Here is a 19,747-nt window from a genome sequence, read left to right as displayed (position 1 = left end):
TATTCTTTTCATAAAAAAACAGCTACTAGCATTTAGCCAGCAGCTGGGTAACTTATAAATAATTTTGAAAACAAGTCTTCTGTCGTTTCTGTAATTTTATCAAATATATCGCTTTCTTCAGCTTCTTGTTCTTTTAACATCTTAATTGTTTCACGTGCGTCTTCAGGATAATCGGTAATGATACCATCTACGTTTAACTTATAATATGCCTTTAAACTTTCCATATCATTTACTGTCCATACGTAAATTGGCTTATTTAACTTCCTTGCTTCTTTTACTAATTTTTTATTTAACATGTATTCTTCTGCTACATAAAAATCAGCCTTCACATTCTTTAAGTTAGCTCTACTTGCATACAGTATATATCCTACTTTTATATCTGGATTTGCACGCTTAAACTCTTTAATAAGGGGATAATGTAATGTTTGAATAACGCATTGTTTCTCAAAGTCATTATCTTTAATTGCTTTTAATACTTTATTTACGAAGTCCTTCTCATTACCGTGAAGCTTCACTTCTATATTGAGTTTTATTTTATTTTTTGAAAGCTTAATAATCTCATCTAATGTACTAATTTCTCCTGTGAGCCCATCTTGACTAAGAGTAAGCTCCCTTAGCTCATCCATCGTCAAATCTGATACATGCACATTCGCATTCGCAAGACGTTTCAACTTCAAATCATGTATGACTGCTAGTTCGCCATCTTTTGTTTGCAAGACATCTATTTCAGCATAGTCTGCTTTTGCATCAATGGCACCTTGCACTGCTTCTTTCGTATTCTCTACACCTTTTGATATATATCCACGGTGCGCCATAATAATTGGTTCTTTATATGTGTTTGAAATAAAGGTCACAATGAAGGCAACGACCATTCCAGCAGTAATAATTCCCACAATATATACACCAATAAATTTCCAACGATGTTTTTGGAAGAAACATTTATCTGCTTTCGATTTTGAATAGTCTAATCCTTCTTCTAGTAAAACATCTTCAACCGGAACCTTTTGCAAATACAATCGCGTAATCGCCATAATATAAAATGGTGTCACGATAAAGCTAAATAAATACAATGTACTTGTTAGGAATACAGACATTGTTGATTCAGCTAACAATGCGAATGTTCCTTTAGGGTTTGTAAATTCATACACACCCCATAGGCACAATAAATATATTCCCCAAAATACAATATACACAATCCCTATTGAAATGAAAAAACCTACTAAAAAGAATAGTACTTTAAAAAAGCTTTCTTTTACTAAAGCTGCACTTTTGCGTGCTGCCACGCGAAATGTTTTTTGCTCTAAAACGACAATAGGTAGAACAAAAATCCAGCGAAGGTTCAAATACGCGACTACAGCAAAGAACGTGTAATAACCAACTTGTCCCATCGTTGTCTTTAAGAGTTCTCCTGTAATAAAGTTAGGAATTTGAATTTGCGGAATTAATGCCGTTTCATATCCCATATTTAAAAGAGGTAATAATACGACAGCATATAAAATAAATCCTGGTAAGCAATATGTGAAAAGAGTAGGTAAATACGTTACCGTTTTATATAAAATCGGACGTAATTTCACCTTTTGTCTTTTATGAGCAAAATACGAAATAATAATAAGTACCGCAAATTCCGTAAAAATAAGAAACAGTGCTAACAATGACAAAATTACGATTGCCAAGATGCCGTATGGTGTCTTTAAAAACGCTAATAATTCATCGTTCGTTGCATTTGCATAACCACCAAAATACAATAACTTATTAAAAATGATCCCAAATAGCGGGACAAATACAATCGCTGCTAATAATTTATAAACAAGTTGAAAGGTTAATACATTCCAAAAAGCAAATCTAACTGTTTGAAAGGAATGTCCCATTACTCCTGGTATAGATAGTTTTTTACGGTGTTGCATATATTCCTCCAAATTCTAAAACGGTATTTGAGATGGATTCCACATTTCCAGTTCCAATCCATCTTTTTAATAATAATATATTCCGCTTAACATGAACACTCTTATACATATAATGAAAAAAGTGATGGCTAATCCCATCACTTTTTTCACTCACTCTATTTTTTCTCTAGTCCTTGTCCAAATGCTTTTAAGAAACTAAAACCGAATGTAATCGCCCTGTTGATATCTGGATCTTTTAATACCTTAAAGAAATCCATCACTTTTGTTTTCTTTCCATTTTTCAGCTCATCCGTTGCAAATTGTAATCCAGTGACTAAACTAGATGTTATTTGTTTCGTTATTTCTGGGTCCACTGAAGATAATGCCTCTCCTGCCCCCATCATATTGTTTAATGCGTTTTTTACTGGTTCACGATTCAATTGTTCAACAGCTATTTTGGAAACATCTTCTTTTGCAGCAAGTAAACTAATTGCTGCATCTAAAATTCCAGCTTTTTGCAACTGCGCTAATAGCTGCATCGTCTCTTCTACTGCTGCTCTATTTTCAGCTAGATCATTTAACAGTTCATCTGTTACTTGCTGTTTTTTTTCTTCTTCTGTTACAATCTTCTTTTTAATTAAAGTAATCTCTTTTGCCATGATCTCCGCCCCCTAATTCTGGTCCACAAGTGATACGTATTGTTTTCTTTGCCACTTATTCTCGATTTCAACACCATTTTGCGGATGACGTTTTTTATCTCTCGGGTTTGAAGATGGTAACGGACGATTTCCTTTTTCACGTAATACGCGCAGTTTCACCATTGTTTGTTTATAAGCTGGTGTACACGTATAAATGTCTGTTGCTGTTCCTGTTAAAATATTGATTGCCTCTTCATTTACTGTCGCATGCATCGGCAAATATAACTCATTTCCAGTTACACGATCTGTAACAAGCGCTTGTACTTTGATCTTTCCAAATGGTGATGCTAACTCTACAAGACCACCATCTTTCACATTGCGTTCTTTAGCAAGTTCAGGTGAAATTTCAACAAATACTTCAGACACTTTAGATAAAATACCAGCCGACTTATTCGTCATATTCCCTTCATGGAAATGCTCTAGCATACGGCCATTATTTAATAGTAAATCGTACTCATCTGGTGCTACAACTGGCGGAATCCATTCATCTAGTGATAATCGTGCTAGTTTGTCTGGGAAGTTAAATCCATCTACATATAATAATGGTGTGTCACTACCATCATGGCTACCCCAACATAAACTATTCCAGCCTTCTAAACGGTCATACGTTGCTTGTGAGTATAACGGGGCAAGCGATGCAATTTCATCCATAATTTCACTTGGACTTCCATAATTCCAGTCTCCGCCCAGTGCACGAGCTACTTTTTGTAAAATCCACCAATCTGGCTTAGAATCACCAAGTGGCTTCAATACTTCATACAATCTTTGAATACGGCGCTCTGTATTTGTAAATGTTCCTTCCTTTTCTAAGCTTGGTGCTGCCGGTAAAATAACATCGGCAAAACGAGCTGTTTTCGATAAGAACATATCTTGAACAACAAGGAAGTCTAAATTCGCTAAAATATGTTGTACATGGTTGGCATTTGAATCTACTAAAGCCATTTCTTCTCCCATAACATACATACCACGCAGTTTTCCTTCTTCGGCCGCAAGTAACATTGCGATATTATTTAATCCCGGTTCTTTCGGAATGGTAGTACCGTATGCTTTTTCAAATTTCGCGCGATGCACATCATCTGAAACCGCTTGGTAACCCGGAAGCCAGTTCGGTAATGTCGCCATATCACAAGCACCTTGTACGTTATTATGCCCGCGTAACGGATACGCACCGGCACCAGGACGACGGTAGTTACCTGTAACGAGAAGTAAATTTGAAATTGCTGCCGACGTTGTACTTCCTCCTGTATTTTGAGTTACACCCATTCCCCAAAGTATACAAGTACCATCTGCTTCATATACCATACGAGCCATTTCTTTTAACTGAGCTTTAGAAATCCCTGTAATTTTCTCAGTATAATCAAGCGTATATTTCTCTAGCATTTTGCTATATTCATCAAAATTCTTTACATTTTCAGCTATGAACTTTTTATCGTGCCAATCTTGATCGATAATGTATTTCGTTATCCCAGCAAGCCATACATAATCCGTCCCTTGACTCGGGTGAACAAATATATCAGCACGCTCCGCCATTTCATGTTTACGAAGGTCTGCGACAATTAGTTTTTGTTCATGTAATTTATGAGCACGTTTCACTCTAGTTGCAAGTACAGGATGTCCTTCTGTTGGATTTGCACCAACAATAATAACAAGACCTGCCTCAGCAATATCTTTCACTGTTCCAGCATCTCCGCCCATACCGACAGTTTTAAATAAACCGTCTGTTGCTGGAGATTGGCAATAACGGGAACAGTTATCTACATTATTTGTTCCATATATTTGACGAGCTAGTTTTTGCATAAGATAGTTTTCTTCATTTGTTACTTTCGAAGAAGAAATAAACCCAAACGCATCGCTACCATATTCTGATTTAATATGTTGCATATTAGATGCAACAACTTCAAGAGCCTCTTCCCATGAAGCCTCAACAAACATATCTCCTTGGCGAATTAACGGCTTTGTAATACGCTCTTCACTGTTCACAAAGTCCCATCCGAATTTGCCTTTTACACATGTGGAAATACCATTAACCGGTGCATCTGAAACAGGTTGCACTTTTAAAATTTGACGATCTTTCGTCCAGACTTCAAATGAACAACCTACACCACAAAATGTACACACTGTTTTTGTCTTATTAATTTTCGTCTTACGCATCGCGGACTCTACTTCTGAAACTGCTAAAATACTGCTATATCCAGGCTCTACATCTTTTACAAAATCAATCATTGGATTTAGCACATCTGGTTTTAAACCAGTCATAAATCCAGCTTCTCCTAGCATCGTTTTTTCCATTAATGCATTACAAGGACAAACTGTTACACATTGCCCACAGCTAACACAAGACGAGTCATTTATATTCACACCATTGTCCCAAATAACACGTGGGCGGTCTAAACTCCAATCAATCGATAAAGTTTCATTCACTTGTAAATTTTGGCATACTTCTACACACTGCCCACAAGCAATACATTGATTTGGGTCGTATCGATAGAATGGATGCGACGTATCCACTTCGCATGCACTTACTTTCGGTTCATATGGATATTTCTGTTCTTCAATTCCCATCATATCTACTGTATTGTGGACTTTACAGTTACCATTATTATTATCACATACCGTACAGTACAATAAATGATTCTCTAATATTCGATCCATCGCTTCAGTTTGTGCTTCCTTCGCACGTTCCGATTGCCTCTCAATATGCATGCCATCTTCCAACTTTGTTGAACAAGCACGCATTAACTTTCCATCTACTTCTACAATACATGTATCACAAGTTTGAATAGGATCTACCTCTGGTACATCACAAATTTGAGGATGTTCTAAATTACTTTCGTTAAATAATTGGAGTATCGTCTTTTCACCTGATGCAAAAAATTCTTTACCATCAACGGTTACACGGACTGTCTGTTCTGTCATAGTTTCCCCTCTCCTTACAACTAACTGTACAACACAATTATGAATCCGTTTTCAAAAATGCGTTGCTGTACATATTTTTGAAACGCCCTGTTGAAATACTTTCCTTTGAAGTCGATTCTAGATGTTATAAGGTATAACTACGAAAGCTTGAAAATGTCGCTATTCTACAAATCTATTATATCGTACATATACAATAATAACCAAAATAATCTGCCATCTTCTTACTAGTAGATGCTTTTGTTTTTTCGATGTTTTATGATAAATATGGAGAAAAATATATATAAAGGGGAATTTAATATGGGGCCTACTCAAGAAACATATACCATTGTACGCTATCAATCTGGTACATTTTCAAAACAAACCGATGAGGTTGTTACAGAATCTCCTATTACAATTAAATTAAATAGCGAAGAATACGTAACGGTTGTATGCACTCCTAATTACATTGAAGATATGGTAATCGGTTTTTTAATTTCTGAAGGGATTATTTCTTCTTATAAAGATATTGAAGAATTATGGATCCAAAAAGAAAACGGAATTGTCCATGTAAAATCATCAAAAATTAATCCGCTCTATCAAACTTTATATAATAAACGGTACGTAACTTCTTGTTGCGGAAAAAGTAGACAAGGTTTTGTTTTCATCAACGATGCAGCAAAAGCAAAGAAGTTACATGATATACATATAACTATTACTCCGGAAGAATGTTTTCACCTAATGACTTCCTTACAACAATCTTCAACTACATTTCGCCAAACGGGTGGTGTGCATAATACCGCTCTATGTGATCGAAAAAACATTCTTTTAGCACGAATGGATATCGGAAGACATAATGCGCTAGATAAAATATACGGTCATTGTTTACGAAACAATATATCCGTTCAAGGGAAAATCATTGCATTTAGCGGACGCATCTCATCTGAAATTTTGTTAAAGGTTTCAAAAATAGGTTGCGAAATTGTTCTATCTAAATCAGCTCCAACTAAACTAGCTCTGCAACTCGCCCATGATTTAGGTATTACCGTAGTAGGATTTATTCGAAATGGATCTTGCAATATTTATACACATCCAGAACGAATCGATGGCTACAAAATAAACGATTGACTATGTAAAAGAAAGTGAAAATTTAATCAGTGGAGGGTTTTTCCCTTCCCACTGATTATTAGCCCAAACCAATCGGGCTTTTACGGGCAACCCGACTCCCACGAATAGTGGGATAAAAATGACTCCTTTACAAAGCGGGAATTTTAGTTATAAAAATGTAATATATTAAATCCTTGAATAGTTAATGAAGTTAATATATAATTTCATTACATAAATAAAATAAAAACATAGTAGCATAATCTCTTCATTCTTTTACAAATTAAGAAAGAATAGTCACAGAATACATTTAACTAAACTTAATCTTACAAAGTTAATGAATTAAATTTGAATCAATCTAGGAGGTTACAACTATGGAAATTCGCTTATTAACAACAGAGGACGCAGAAATTTATTTGAAAGTTTGTATGGAAGGTTTAACGAAAAACCCTGAGGCTTTTAGCTCTTCTTATGAAGATGTTCTTAAACATGAAAACCCTGTCGCTGCTATGGCAAAGCGATTAAGCAATCCGGATAAGTATACTCCAGGTGTCTTCAAAGATAATGATTTAGTCGGTATTGCTACTCTAGAAACAAAGCCATTTATTAAGCAAGAGCATAAAGCAAAAATCGGCTCCGTTTTTGTTTCTCCAAAAGCGCGTGGTCTCGGTGCAGGACGAGCTTTAATTAAAGCGATTATTGAAAATGCCGATAAATTACATGTAGAACAGCTCATGCTTGATGTTGTTGCTGATAACACTGCTGCAAAAAAATTATATGAGTCCCTCGGCTTCCAAACTTACGGTGTGCAAGAACGGTCCTTAAAACATAATGGCCAATATTGGGACGAAGAGCATATGGTTTTATTCTTAAATAATTAACATTTTAATATAATTTTTCAAAAGCATCTTCTTATTAATTAAGATGCTTTTTTCATTACAACAATGTAATCTTCATGTCACCTTTATCAATCGTTCCAATCCTTTCCATTCGTTATACTAAAAATATAAAGTGTGACTTTACTCAGTGGGGATGATCCATCTTCCGCTGAGTATTTCATGAACGTATAGCATGCAATTGATATGTAGAGGAGAATGTAACATGAAACAAAACAAACAAGCTATCTTTTTAATATTTGCTACAGCAATTGTAACTTCTGGACTGGCAATTCTACCTTGGTTTATTATATAGAAAACATTAAAAAAGCTTATTGCTTCTTAAGAAGCAATAAGCTTTTTTTCTATTATAAAATCCCGAAAAATTTATTTACACAACTTATCATAATAAGCATAGATACCGCAACACACATTACAATCGCATTACGATCTTGCTTTTCTTTTTGTAAATGTTCTACTTTTTTACTCATGTGTACAATCCCCTTTATATTAAAAAAAGTGTGAGATAGGAAATTTTTCTTATCCGATGCGAGGTGAATACGAAAACCCTCTCTATCTCACATACACAATAGAATGGAATTGTCATTTTATAAATAAAATGACATGACGTTATGTCGCAACATAGGGTATTTGTGTCGCTACGTTTTCTATTATAAAAAATAGTTGTGCAAAACTAGTGCATTTTTTATGTCAATTGCCCTGATTGAAAAAATCAGCCATCCATTCAATCACATAAAAAGAGTTTTTTATTATTTTCATGTAAACTATACAAGTAGAATGAAGAGTTTGGGGTGCACAAGATTATGGTGAAAATTTTATTAGTAGACGATGAAGAACGTATGTTACGATTATTAGATCTGTTCTTAAGCCCTCGTGGCTATTTTTGTATGAAAGCTACCTCTGGCCTTGAAGCGCTAGAATTAATCGAACAAAAGGACTTCGATATTATTTTATTAGATGTTATGATGCCAAATATGGATGGGTGGGATACTTGCTATCAAATCCGTCAAATTTCCAACGTTCCAATTATTATGCTAACAGCTCGCAACCAAAATTATGATATGGTCAAAGGCCTGACCATGGGAGCAGATGACTATATTACAAAACCATTCGATGAACATGTATTAGTCGCGCGAATCGAGGCTATATTACGTCGTACAAAGAAAGATAGCTTTGTTAGCTTCAATGGTATTGAGTGGGATAAAACGAAACATACTGTTACAGTTTATAATGAAAAAATCTCACTAACTCCTATTGAATTTTCGTTACTCGGACTATTTTTACAAAATACAAACCGTGCCTACAGCCGAGACGATTTAATCGAGAAGATTTGGGGCTATCAAACAGATATCGAATACAGAACTATCGATTCACATATTCGTAATATACGGGATAAGTTACGCAAAAAAGGATTTCCAGTTGAAGATTACTTAGAAACTGTCTATAAAGTTGGATATAAATGGAAAAGCGAATAATTAATTTGATCAGTGGACAATAGTAGACCACTGACCCTTTATATGAAATAAGGTATGGTGAGAAAATGAGCAGACTTTCCCTTAAAGTTGGGACATACTTTTTAATATTAGCTTTATGTATTGAGACAATCGCTTTCGTATCTTTTTATAAAAGTCTTTCAAAAATGCGTGTTGAAGAGGAAACCATTGCTCTTTTAGAGAAGGGAAACCGCTATCGTGATACGATTGAACGGCGTGCAAAATGGAGCAAATACGGCAAATACGCTGAGCAAAAAAAACATGCTGAACATCTCAACCGCCCTGCCTCTTCTGGCTTCTCTATTGAAGATGCCGCTGAAGACTTAATGGAAACAGAAGCACTTACTAATTCTGATATAGCCATTGTTATAACTGACAGTAATGGAAAAATCACTTCGGCCTCAGAAACAGTAACAAAAGATATGCAAAAACAACTTCATTGTAAAATCCCCCCAGTTAAAAAGGGGGGATTAATAGTAGAAAAGAATTGGAAAGAATCAAAATTCATCTCAACAGTAACACCAATTGACACAAAAGACTTTCAAGGTAAATTACACATGTTCTTAAAAACATCCTTCTTAGAAGATATGCTACTTAGACTCATGAATCAATTCATTATCGTGAGTATTTTGACACTTATTTTAACAACTATTTCTGTCTTTGTTTTTTCTCGAGTTATTACAGATCCTCTTATAAAGATGAAGAGAGCAACAGAAAAAATGTCAAAATTAAACAAACCAATTCAATTAGGGATTAAACGAAATGACGAACTTGGAAGTTTAGCCACAACCATTGAGGAACTGTCTAGTGAACTGACGTATATGAAAAAAGAGCGAAACGAATTTCTTGCCAGTGTAGCGCACGAGTTACTAACTCCACTAACTTATATGAAAGGTTATGCGAAAGTGGCAAAGAGGAATTCTTTAACGAAGGAAGAACGTGAAGAGTATTTACAAATCATCGAGGATGAAACCGATAGTGTAACTGATCTCGTACAAGATTTATTTATGCTCGTACAATTAGAGCAACATCAATTCGTTATTAAAAAACAAAAAATGCTCCTGAGACCATTTTTAGAACGCATGGTTGAAAAAACAAAAACAACATTAACCAACAAACAAATAGAAATTCATGTATACTGTAAAAATGATTTAGAAGTTTGTATAGATGAAAGGCGTATGGAACAAGTGATGTTAAATTTATTGCATAATGCTTATCAACATTCGCCAGAAAACACTTCTATAACAATACGTGTACTAACCAGTGCAAATACCTTTACAATAAGTATACAAGATGAAGGTGAAGGTATTCCAAAAGAAGATATCCCACACATTTTCGATCGCTTTTACCGTGTCGATAAATCTAGAACACGAGCTACGGGAGGAAAAGGTATCGGACTAGCTGTTGCAAAGGAAATTGTAGAACTTCATGATGGTTCTATCGAAGTTAAAAGCGAATTAGAAGTCGGAACAGAATTTATAATTGAATTACCATTTGAATAATATATGTGTGAAATCACCAGTAGTAGTCAACACTACTGGTGCTATTTTATTTATAAAACCAGCTCATATAAGCTAAGCTTTTGAAATTATTCTTATTTCAATATAAAATATAGGTACAACTGTCAAAGATTTGGAGGGTGATATAATTGGATATCCATGTATTAACAAAAGACGAAGCAGAAATTTACTTAGAACTTCGAGTAGAAGGGTTAAAACAAAACCCGGAAGCTTTCAGCTCTTCTTATGAAGATATTATTAATAAAGAGTGTGCTATTGAATATAAAGCCCAAAAATTAGCACAAGATGAAAACTATACACTAGGTGCATTTAAAGATGGAGAATTAATCGGAGTTGCAACACTGGAAACGAAACCATATGTAAAACAAGAACATAAAGCGAAAATTGGTTCAGTATACGTGTCTCCAAAAGCACGCGGACTTGGAGCGGGAAAAGCACTTATTAAAGAATGTCTTGAGCTTGCTAAATCTTTAGAAGTAGAGCAAGTTATGCTTGATGTTGTTGTCGGAAACGATGGTGCAAAAAAACTTTATGAGTCATTAGGATTTAAAACATTTGGTGTGCAAGAACGCTCATTAAAATATAACGGACAATATTGGGATGAAGAGCATATGGTTCTTTTCCTAGATGAAGAAAAATAATAAAAAAACATCCTCCATTTATGAGGATGTTTTTTACTTTCTTGTAAACCATGCTGTATATAATAATTGAATGGCCTCTTCAATTTCTTCCTCTAATAAAGTCGCAAATCCAAGTAATACTGTACTTTTGGGAGAAGTCCCTTCCTTATAATACATCGAAACAGGATACACTTTAATACTCCTTTCGGCTGCAGATTCCATTAATTCTTTCTCTTCCATCCCGTTATGCACTTTTAATAAAATATGTAGGCCAGAATCTTCCCCTATTACTTCAATGCGATTAGAAAAATATTTTTCTATTACCGAAACAAGACGGTCTCTCTTCTTTCGGTACACAACACGCATTTTATGAATATGCTTTTCCCAATGCCCGTCATTTAAAAATTTCCTAATGATCTCTTGATCCATTCTTGAAACGCTTTGTGTGTAAAATAAATATTGCTCCTGATACTGCTTAATGAGGGGTTTTGGCAACACCATATAACTCATCCGTAATGATGGCAATAGCGCTTTAGACAGCGTCCCCATATAAATTACTTTCCCATCTCTATCTAACCCTTGCAGCGCTGGAATTGGCTTTCCTGAATAGCGGAATTCACTATCATAATCATCTTCAATAATATATCTTCCTTCTTCTTTTTTCGCCCATTGTAAAAGCTGTATTCTTCTCGTAATTGGCATAATCATCCCGCAAGGAAACTGATGCGAAGGTGTAACAAATACAACATTTGCATGGCTATCCGCTAACTGTGACATACGAATTCCATCTCTATCTAAAGATAACATTTGTACATTTTGTTCCCCTTGCTCGAAAACGACCATTTTCCGATGGTACCCAGGGTTCTCAACCGCATAACGACTTCCCTTTAACAACTGAAATAACGTTTTTACTAATATTTGCGTACCCGCTCCTATTACAATTTGACTAGCTACGCATCGTACACCTCTAGATTCATACAAATAGCTCGCGATTGCTTCTCGTAAACTTACCTCCCCTTGCGGATGTCCAATAAAAAGTAAATCTTTATTTTCAAATTGCCATACCTCATTCGTAATTTTTCGATATACATGAAACGGAAAAGTATTAGTATCCACACCCGTTTGAGTGAAATCAAATTTATACTCCTTATCTTGAAAAGGCGCTTCTCCTATTACCTCTTCGCTGCCTTCCACATGAATCATTTGCTCGATTTCACATACAAAATAACCTTTTCTAGAAATCGACTCAATATATCCTTCGGCAAGAAGTTGCTCATAAGCAGCTTCAACTGTATTTTTACTCACTTGTAAATATGTCGCCAGCTTCCTCTTAGCCGGTAATTTCGTAAAGGCCGGAATCGTTCCATCTTTAATCTCTTTTTTTATATACTCATACAATTGTACATACAATGCTGTCTTACTATTTGCACTCAAATTAGGCGTTAGTTCTAACACAACATCTGACCCCTCCCAAAAATACATAACTGATACTTTTTACAGTACCAGAAATTCTATATAATTCCTTTTATCATGTAACACATTAATAATCAAATACTAGAGAGGAGATGCATGATAATGAACAATGGTAGACGCATCGGACTTATGATGATTATTACAGGAGCTACCCTATGGGGATTATCTGGTCCCATGATTCAGTGGCTATTTCAACATACGAACGTATCATCAATTGATTTTTTAACAATTCGCCTGTTACTCGCAGGAATATTCATTTTGGCTTTCTTGCTTATTAAAAAACAAAACATATTTCACATTTGGAAACATCCTAAACACTTTATACAACTTATAATTTTCTCTATTCTTGGCATGCTTGGTGCGCAGTACGCTTTTATCGAAACAGTTCATATTAGTAATGCCGTAACGGCAACACTATTTCAATTTCTAGGTCCTGTTCTTATTACCATTTACGTTGCGTTTGAGCAAAAGAAATTCCCTGCTTCTATGCAAATACTCGCAATTATAACTGCTCTAACAGGGACATACTTTATTATTACAAACGGTTCAATTGAAAATATTGTTTTATCTAAAGCAGCTATTACTTTCGGCCTATTAACAGCGATTGGTTTTGCGTTTTATACCCTTCATCCGGCTTCTCTTATTAAAGAATGCGGAACAACTATAGTAATTGGCTGGGGGATGTTAATTGGAGGGATTGCACTGCTTATTTGTAATCGTTCTTTTGGATGGAATCAGATTTCGCAAACTTTCACATTTCAAACTTTTTCTATGCTTATTCTTATCATTATAAGTGGCACTCTTTCTTTCCTTCTTTATATCGGGAGTCTTAAATATTTAGCAGCAACAGAAACAAGTATTTTATCTAGCATTGAACCACTTGTAGCTGCCATCGTTTCAATCGCTTGGCTTAATGAATCCTTTGGAGCATATCAATTATTAGGCGGAGTATGTATCGTTCTTTCTGTTATTCTCTTAACAATGCCTCAAAAAAAGAGAGAACCAACCTTTTCAACTGAACAAATATAAAGTGAAACTTTAATCAGTGGGGAGGTTCCATCCCCCACTGATTATTAGTTGAACCAATCGGGCTTTTACGGGCAGTTGATCTCCCACCTAACTTCCTCGCATTCGCCGAATTTCGAGGTGGGAGTCTTACTGCCCGTTAATGCGGGATAGAAAATGTCAAAAGAGGTCGTACAAAACTTACGACCTCTTTTTATGATTTAAAGGAATTGTCCCGCCTGCTAGCAAATACAATTACACTAACAATAAAAATTAGGAGTGTGGCACCATGAAAAAAATCGGAACTATGCTACTTTTCTCCTTCCTCATTACTGGCTGCGCGCAAGTGCAGCCAGATTCAAATGTACCTAAAAAAGAAGTACTAGAAACGTCATCTTCTCAAATTAACGCACCTTCTTTTTTTCATCTTAGTGTTTTAAAAGATGTAAATTGGGAAGAAGCTCCATCATTCGTAGAAGGAAAAATACCGTTAAAAGGCATCGAAGGAAAAATCGCCATGGCTGATAGCTCTATTATCGCAAATGAACAAAATGAAATAATGTGGTTCTTCCTAGATCCTGAAATGCCAACTGGAAAACTATCTATTATTGCTTTAAAACAAGGCTCTATCCTTCCAACACCAATAATCGTTCCAAAGGAAACTTCCGAACCAAATTGGACTACTTCAAATACAATCGATACTACAATAAAAGAACTCCCTCTCGTAATGTCACTACCTTCATCTGGATTATGGGTATTAAACATATATGTGAATGAAAGATATTATGATCAATTTGTAATCACTGCCGAATAAAGTGACCAAACTGGAACACTTCCTTACAACAATGTAATTTCTACGTCACGTACTTCAATAGTTGGATTCTCTCTCTTCTCTTATACTTAAAGTAAGAAATGAAGCGAGGAGAGATGAGAGATGAAAAAAATGATAGAAGTGATCGTAGCAGTAACTGAGGTTTTAGTAAATGGTAAACAAGTTGCAATGGAATTAAATAAATAATGAAGGGACATAAATAATTCTACCCTTCTTCATTATTTTGATTTCTTATCTCAAAAAAAGCAGTGCCTTTTTAAGGCACTGCTTTTGACTATCTATAACTTGGCATTTTCGTAATTTGCGCCACCCCTGAATCAATGGCTGCTTTCGCTACTACTTCTGCAACACTTGGAACAACTCTTTTATCTAATGGATTTGGAATTACATAATTCGCATTACGCTCTTCGTCTGTAATTATGTTAGCGATCCCATATGCTGCCGCTAATTTCATCTCTTCTGTAATATCAGTCGCACGTACATCTAACGCACCGCGGAATATCCCAGGGAACGCCAATACATTATTTACTTGATTCGAATAATCAGAACGCCCAGTTCCTACTACAGCTGCCCCAGCTTCTAACGCGTCCTCTGGGAATATTTCTGGAATTGGATTCGCCATTGCAAACACAATTGGTTTCTCGTTCATCGTCTGTATAAGTTCTTTCGTTAATACGTTTGGAGCAGATACACCGATGAAAATATCAGCTTGATGAATCGCTTCCTTTAATGTTCCACGTACATATTCTCGATTTGTCTTCTGTGAAACTTCGATTTGCGCTTCGTTCATCCATGTTTCACCTTCACAAACAATACCTTCTAAACTAACTAACGTAATGTGTTTTGCGCCAGCTTTTAATAATAATTTTCCAATTGCAATTCCTGCCGAACCCGCACCGTTAATAACAATTTTCACATCATCCATTTGTTTACTTACAACTTTTAATGCATTAATAACAGCTGCTAAAACGACAATAGCCGTCCCATGCTGATCATCATGAAATACAGGAATATTCGTTTCTTCTTTTAATCGTTTTTCAATTTCAAAACAGCGTGGTGCTGCAATATCCTCTAAATTAATACCTGCAAATGTAGGCTCTAGATTTTTCACAAGGGTAACGATTTCATCCACATCAGTCGTCCCTAAACATAGCGGGAAAGCATCTACATTCGCGAATTTCTTAAATAAAATACTTTTCCCTTCCATAACAGGCATAGCCGCTTTCGGTCCAATATTCCCTAAACCAAGTACTGCTGTTCCATCTGAAACAACTGCAACCATATTCCCTCTTGCTGTATAGTCATACGCTGTTTCCTCATCTGCTGCAATTGCTTTACAAGACTCTGCTACCCCCGGTGTATAAGTCAAACTTAAATCGTCCGCTGTATTCACTTCTACTTTACTTGTAATTTCAATTTTACCTACTAACTCTTTATGCAATAACAATGATCTTTCATTAATTTGATTTTCTAACATACTTATAATCTCCCCTTAATTTGACAAGCTAGCTATACGAATATAGCTAGCTTGTTTTGATCATGAAAACATTTTCAATAAAATTGTTGCTGTTACGACCACTGCAGCCCCGCCTAAACGCGTTGAAATTTGCGCAAACGGCATTAATTCCATACGATTTGAAGCTGATAGAATAGCAACATCTCCAGTTCCACCTAAACCACTATGACATCCAGTTACAATTGCTGATTCAACTGGATACATTTTCATCACTTTCCCTACAAGAAAACCTGATGCTACCATTGTAAGAACAACTGATGCACAAACAACAACATATCCTACAGAAAGAACTGCTGCTACGTCTTTTAACGGAATGTATAGCAATCCTAAACCGACCATTAACGGCCAAGTTAAATTCTTTGAAATAAATTTATATAAATGGAATGCTCCTTGCTCCATTTTTGCTGGCATTAATTTAAAGTATTTCACAAGTGCTGCTGAGAAAATCATAATGATTGCCCCAGGAATACCGATAAACTTAGAAGCGAATCCTCCGAAAATAAAGAATGTACATGCAATCAATAACCCTGCTCCCATTAATGAGAAATCAATTGGTTTTTCTGTATTTTGCTCTTTTAATAACTCTGCTTGATTATCTGTTTTTACTAATACACCATTCCCACTAAGCTCAGGTCTCTTCTCACCTAAACGCTTCATATAGCCTGCGCTCACAATTGCAAACATATTTCCGATAATAGCTGCTGGAATAAGCTGTGATACAAATGTTGCTGATGATTCATTTAAAATATCACCGTAAGCTAGTGATAGCGGTAAAATCCCTTCCCCAATACCACCACTCACAATTGGTACGATGATAAAGAAGAATGTCTGCTTCATTTCAAATCCAAATAGTGAACCTACTAATAAGCCTACTGCTATAGAAGCTAACGTTCCTACTACTAAAGGAATAAACATGCGAACGAAACCTTGTACTAACACTTTACGATTCATTCCCAAAATACTTCCTACTACTAAACAAGAAATATATAAATATAAAAAGTTCGATTTTTTCATTAACATAGTCGCAGCTTCCATTGAAGCTGGATTCATCCAGTTGAAAAATACAAGTAACGATGGAATAAATAATGAAAGAATTGCTGGACCACCGATGTTTTTTAGAATTGGAATTCTCATCCCAATGTCACCTAAGAAAATACCCATAATCATAATAACTGCAAATCCACCAATCATGTCTGCTGGTAATTTATTATATACAGATGCCCCATAAATAATAGCAGCCAATACTACATATAACGGTAAAGGTATTACACCGATTTTTACATTCATAATTTTAGAAGCGAACGATTCTCTTTGTACCTCATTTCCCTCAGAAAATGATACCGCTTCCACATTCTTTTGAATTCCCATATGGCACCCCCTTGTTTTCTTAATAACAATATTAAAACGCTTTCAATAGTAAAAATAGTTTTTGTAAGTTTTGTAACTACTTTTGTAATTAAAAAAAGTATAAGCGACCTATAATAAGTCGCTTATACGTAAAAGTCTATTTTTTTTTGGTCAATACACCTTAATTTACTTACCGGCCTTCCCACATGTTGATACACCATTTCATTCTCTAAAACTCCAATTTCAGTCAAAAACATTACATACTTTCGAATAGAAACTCTTGAAACCCCTACTAATTTCGCCATTTCATCTGTTGTAAATGCTTGTCCGTGAAGCGATTTGATTTGCTGCCAAATTAGTTGCAATGTTTGCTTTGTTAATCCTTTCGGAAGCTCTTTATAGTCAAAGGACTCTCTTTTTTCTTTTTGTAAAATTAGCGAATCTAATTCCGATTGACTAATTTTTTGTTGTTCTTTCATGAAAGTAAATTTTTCTCGATACACAGTTAATGCTTCCTTAAAGCGTTCAAATGTAAATGGTTTAATTAGATAGTCTACAACTCCATATTGTAATGCTTTTTTTATACTTCCCATATCATGTACAGCTGAAATCATCATAATATCAATTTCTTTTTCTTGATTTCGAATATACATTAAAAGCTCAAATCCAGTCTCCTCAGGCATAAAAATATCAAGTAATATGAAGTCTACTCGTGACTTCTCTAACACTTCTATCGCCGATTTAACTGAGTTAACTGCATGGACCAGTTCAAACCCTCCAACTTGCTCTAAATAATGCGTATTTAACATCGCAACCATCGGATCATCTTCTACAATCAAAACTTTGATCATCTTATCTCTCATCCCTACTTTTAGGTATTTCAATCGTTATTGTCGTTCCCGTTCCTAACAATGAATGAACATAAATTCTCCCATTTATTCGCTGTATGCTTTCCTTTACAAGATGCAAACCATACCCCCGATTATCACCCTTTGTGGAATAACCTTTTATAAATAATGCATCAATTTCATCTTCTTTTATGCCTTTCCCCGTATCTTGTACTGTAATGATTAATGTATCCCCATATTGTATTCCAACTTCAACCTGCTTCTTCTCACAATTCGTCACCGCGTCTAATGCATTATTAATTAAATTTCCGACAATGGTGATCAGTTCATGAATGATACGTTCATCATATATTTCTGGTAAGTAAGAATCTTCTTTTATAATTAACTTTATATTTTTCTCTCTAGCATAACTAAGTTTACCTAGTAAAAACCCAGCAAATAATGGGCTTTGAATTTTTTTCATAATCCCCCCAATTTCATATTGATGCTCTGATACCATACTACTTACATATTTCTGCAATTCTTCATACTGTTTCATATGTGTTAGCCCTAATACGACATGCATTTTATTCATAAATTCATGAGATTGAGCCCGTAATGCTTCCGCATATAGCCTAATACCAGTTAGTTCTTCTGCCAATTTTCTGATTTCTGTTTTATCACGAAATGTTGCAATCGCACCAACTATTTCACCTTTTACATATAAAGGAACACGATTCGTAACAATCGTAATTCCATAAATATTTTGTTCTTCATTTAATTGTACCTCTCCAGTTTGTAACACTTCTTTTATACGTGAATTCGGCATATACAATTCAACGTCTTTACCAATAAAATCCTCTTCAAGTCCACTTTTCTTAAATAACCGTTTTGCCTCATTATTGATTAAAGTTACGTTCGCTTCTTTATCTACAGCAATAATACCTTCCTTCACCGAAAGCAACATCGTATTTCTTTCTTCAAGAATTTTCGCTATCCTATGCGGTTCCAGACCAAACAGACTCTTCTTTATATGTCTAGCTAGCAATATCGCTCCTATAATGCCAATTAACAATCCAACTCCGACACCTATATAAATAATATGTCTACTTTCCTTAACTCTCTCTTTTACATTATCAGCTGAAATACCAACAGCAACCGCACCAAGCTGTTCACCTGTGTCAGCAAAAACAGGAACGAATACTCGCATTGAAATCCCTAAAGTTCCTTCTGCTAAAGATACGTGTTCCTTTCCCTTCAATACCGTTCCTTCATCCCCTCCAACGAAATGATGACCTATTTTTTGGGGATTTGGATGAGATTTTCTTATTCCATCCATGTCCATAACGACAATAAATTGAACACCTGTATTTTTTAATATCCTATTTGTATACGTTTGGATGGCGGAAGTATCTGCTTTCCCAATTAAACCATCGATTACCACCGAATCATTCGCTACAATATGTGCAATCGTTTTTGCCTTCTCTGCTTGGCTTTCTTCTGTCGTTCGTTCAACATTATGGCTGATTAAAATATCTGTCACAAGTAAAGAAAAAATGACAACAGTACACACTAATAATGTAATCGTTTTCCATAAATTCCATAGTCTTTTTCTTTTTTTCATCCCGTTAATGACTCCCC

General features: G+C 35.3%; 17 protein-coding genes. 7 read left to right on the top strand and 10 right to left on the bottom strand.

The features are described from left to right. Positions 1 to 32: 32 nt before the first annotated feature. The 4 genes from JTF23_RS10780 to fdhF are packed head-to-tail and all read right to left on the bottom strand — an operon-like array spanning position 33 to position 5,497. Entirely contained in the window at positions 33 to 1,904 is a 1,872-nt protein-coding gene (locus tag JTF23_RS10780; protein ID WP_204208723.1) for a glycerophosphoryl diester phosphodiesterase membrane domain-containing protein, read from the bottom strand. Further along, positions 1,891 to 2,058 carry a hypothetical protein gene (locus JTF23_RS10775; RefSeq protein ID WP_204208785.1) on the bottom strand — a complete coding sequence of 56 codons (168 nt, stop codon included), beginning with the start codon at positions 2,056 to 2,058 and terminating at the stop codon, positions 1,891 to 1,893. The genes JTF23_RS10780 and JTF23_RS10775 overlap by 14 nt, the downstream gene beginning before the upstream one ends. 1 nt (position 2,059) lies before the next feature. Beyond that, positions 2,060 to 2,542 (bottom strand): helical membrane plugin domain-containing protein, encoded by a 483-nt coding sequence (locus tag JTF23_RS10770; protein ID WP_016103500.1) that lies wholly within the window; start codon positions 2,540 to 2,542, stop codon positions 2,060 to 2,062. Positions 2,543 to 2,554: 12 nt separating this feature from the next. Then, the gene (gene fdhF / locus JTF23_RS10765; protein ID WP_204208722.1) at positions 2,555 to 5,497 is read right to left on the bottom strand and encodes a formate dehydrogenase subunit alpha; all 2,943 of its coding nucleotides are present in this window, start codon (positions 5,495 to 5,497) and stop codon (positions 2,555 to 2,557) included. A 297-nt stretch (positions 5,498 to 5,794) separates the two neighbouring features. On the opposite strand from fdhF, the gene fdhD reads away from it, so the two are divergent. Then, complete coding sequence (gene fdhD / locus JTF23_RS10760) at positions 5,795 to 6,601, top strand: formate dehydrogenase accessory sulfurtransferase FdhD (protein WP_002159342.1); 807 nt, start codon at positions 5,795 to 5,797, stop codon at positions 6,599 to 6,601. Positions 6,602 to 6,951: 350 nt separating this feature from the next. Further along, on the top strand, positions 6,952 to 7,458 hold the full coding sequence (locus JTF23_RS10755; protein ID WP_204208721.1) for a GNAT family N-acetyltransferase: 507 nt from the start codon (positions 6,952 to 6,954) through the stop codon (positions 7,456 to 7,458). A 362-nt stretch (positions 7,459 to 7,820) separates the two neighbouring features. Here the strand turns inward: JTF23_RS10755 and JTF23_RS28115 are convergent, their stop codons facing one another. Next, positions 7,821 to 7,943, bottom strand: coding sequence for a hypothetical protein (locus tag JTF23_RS28115; protein ID WP_002113959.1), 123 nt, complete (start codon positions 7,941 to 7,943; stop codon positions 7,821 to 7,823). Positions 7,944 to 8,276: 333 nt separating this feature from the next. Here JTF23_RS28115 and JTF23_RS10750 point away from each other — a divergent pair, with 333 nt between their 5' ends. The 3 genes from JTF23_RS10750 (at position 8,277) to JTF23_RS10740 (ending at position 11,127) form a co-directional block, all read left to right on the top strand. Then, complete coding sequence (locus JTF23_RS10750; protein WP_033710483.1) at positions 8,277 to 8,948, top strand: response regulator transcription factor; 672 nt, start codon at positions 8,277 to 8,279, stop codon at positions 8,946 to 8,948. Between the two features lie 65 nt (positions 8,949 to 9,013). Next, positions 9,014 to 10,468, top strand: coding sequence for a sensor histidine kinase (locus tag JTF23_RS10745; protein ID WP_204208720.1), 1,455 nt, complete (start codon positions 9,014 to 9,016; stop codon positions 10,466 to 10,468). Between the two features lie 146 nt (positions 10,469 to 10,614). Further along, complete coding sequence (locus tag JTF23_RS10740; protein ID WP_000351210.1) at positions 10,615 to 11,127, top strand: GNAT family N-acetyltransferase; 513 nt, start codon at positions 10,615 to 10,617, stop codon at positions 11,125 to 11,127. Positions 11,128 to 11,160: 33 nt separating this feature from the next. Here the strand turns inward: JTF23_RS10740 and pdxR are convergent, their stop codons facing one another. Beyond that, positions 11,161 to 12,561, bottom strand: coding sequence for a MocR-like pyridoxine biosynthesis transcription factor PdxR (gene pdxR, locus JTF23_RS10735; RefSeq protein WP_204208719.1), 1,401 nt, complete (start codon positions 12,559 to 12,561; stop codon positions 11,161 to 11,163). A gap of 120 nt (positions 12,562 to 12,681) precedes the next feature. Here pdxR and JTF23_RS10730 point away from each other — a divergent pair, with 120 nt between their 5' ends. Together JTF23_RS10730 and JTF23_RS10725 are read left to right on the top strand one after the other, a co-directional pair. Continuing rightward, on the top strand, positions 12,682 to 13,608 hold the full coding sequence (locus tag JTF23_RS10730) for a DMT family transporter (protein WP_204208718.1): 927 nt from the start codon (positions 12,682 to 12,684) through the stop codon (positions 13,606 to 13,608). 265 nt (positions 13,609 to 13,873) lie between these two features. Continuing rightward, entirely contained in the window at positions 13,874 to 14,398 is a 525-nt protein-coding gene (locus tag JTF23_RS10725; protein ID WP_002159347.1) for a DUF4871 domain-containing protein, read from the top strand. 292 nt (positions 14,399 to 14,690) lie between these two features. On the opposite strand, the gene JTF23_RS10720 is transcribed toward JTF23_RS10725, so the two are convergent. The 4 genes from JTF23_RS10720 to JTF23_RS10705 all read right to left on the bottom strand — a co-directional run bounded on the left by JTF23_RS10720 (position 14,691) and on the right by JTF23_RS10705 (position 19,730). Beyond that, on the bottom strand, positions 14,691 to 15,893 hold the full coding sequence (locus JTF23_RS10720) for an NAD(P)-dependent malic enzyme (protein ID WP_016103493.1): 1,203 nt from the start codon (positions 15,891 to 15,893) through the stop codon (positions 14,691 to 14,693). Between the two features lie 60 nt (positions 15,894 to 15,953). Further along, on the bottom strand, positions 15,954 to 17,300 hold the full coding sequence (locus tag JTF23_RS10715; RefSeq protein WP_002113946.1) for a 2-hydroxycarboxylate transporter family protein: 1,347 nt from the start codon (positions 17,298 to 17,300) through the stop codon (positions 15,954 to 15,956). Between the two features lie 122 nt (positions 17,301 to 17,422). Then, the gene (locus JTF23_RS10710; protein ID WP_204208717.1) at positions 17,423 to 18,130 is read right to left on the bottom strand and encodes a response regulator; all 708 of its coding nucleotides are present in this window, start codon (positions 18,128 to 18,130) and stop codon (positions 17,423 to 17,425) included. A 1-nt stretch (position 18,131) separates the two neighbouring features. Further along, on the bottom strand, positions 18,132 to 19,730 hold the full coding sequence (locus JTF23_RS10705) for a sensor histidine kinase (RefSeq protein ID WP_252188006.1): 1,599 nt from the start codon (positions 19,728 to 19,730) through the stop codon (positions 18,132 to 18,134). Positions 19,731 to 19,747: the final 17 nt, after the last annotated feature.

Source organism: Bacillus sp. RIT 809 (assembly GCF_016892495.1).
Taxonomy (GTDB): domain Bacteria; phylum Bacillota; class Bacilli; order Bacillales; family Bacillaceae_G; genus Bacillus_A; species Bacillus_A cereus_U.
This window is presented reverse-complemented; position numbering and strand designations above follow the sequence as displayed.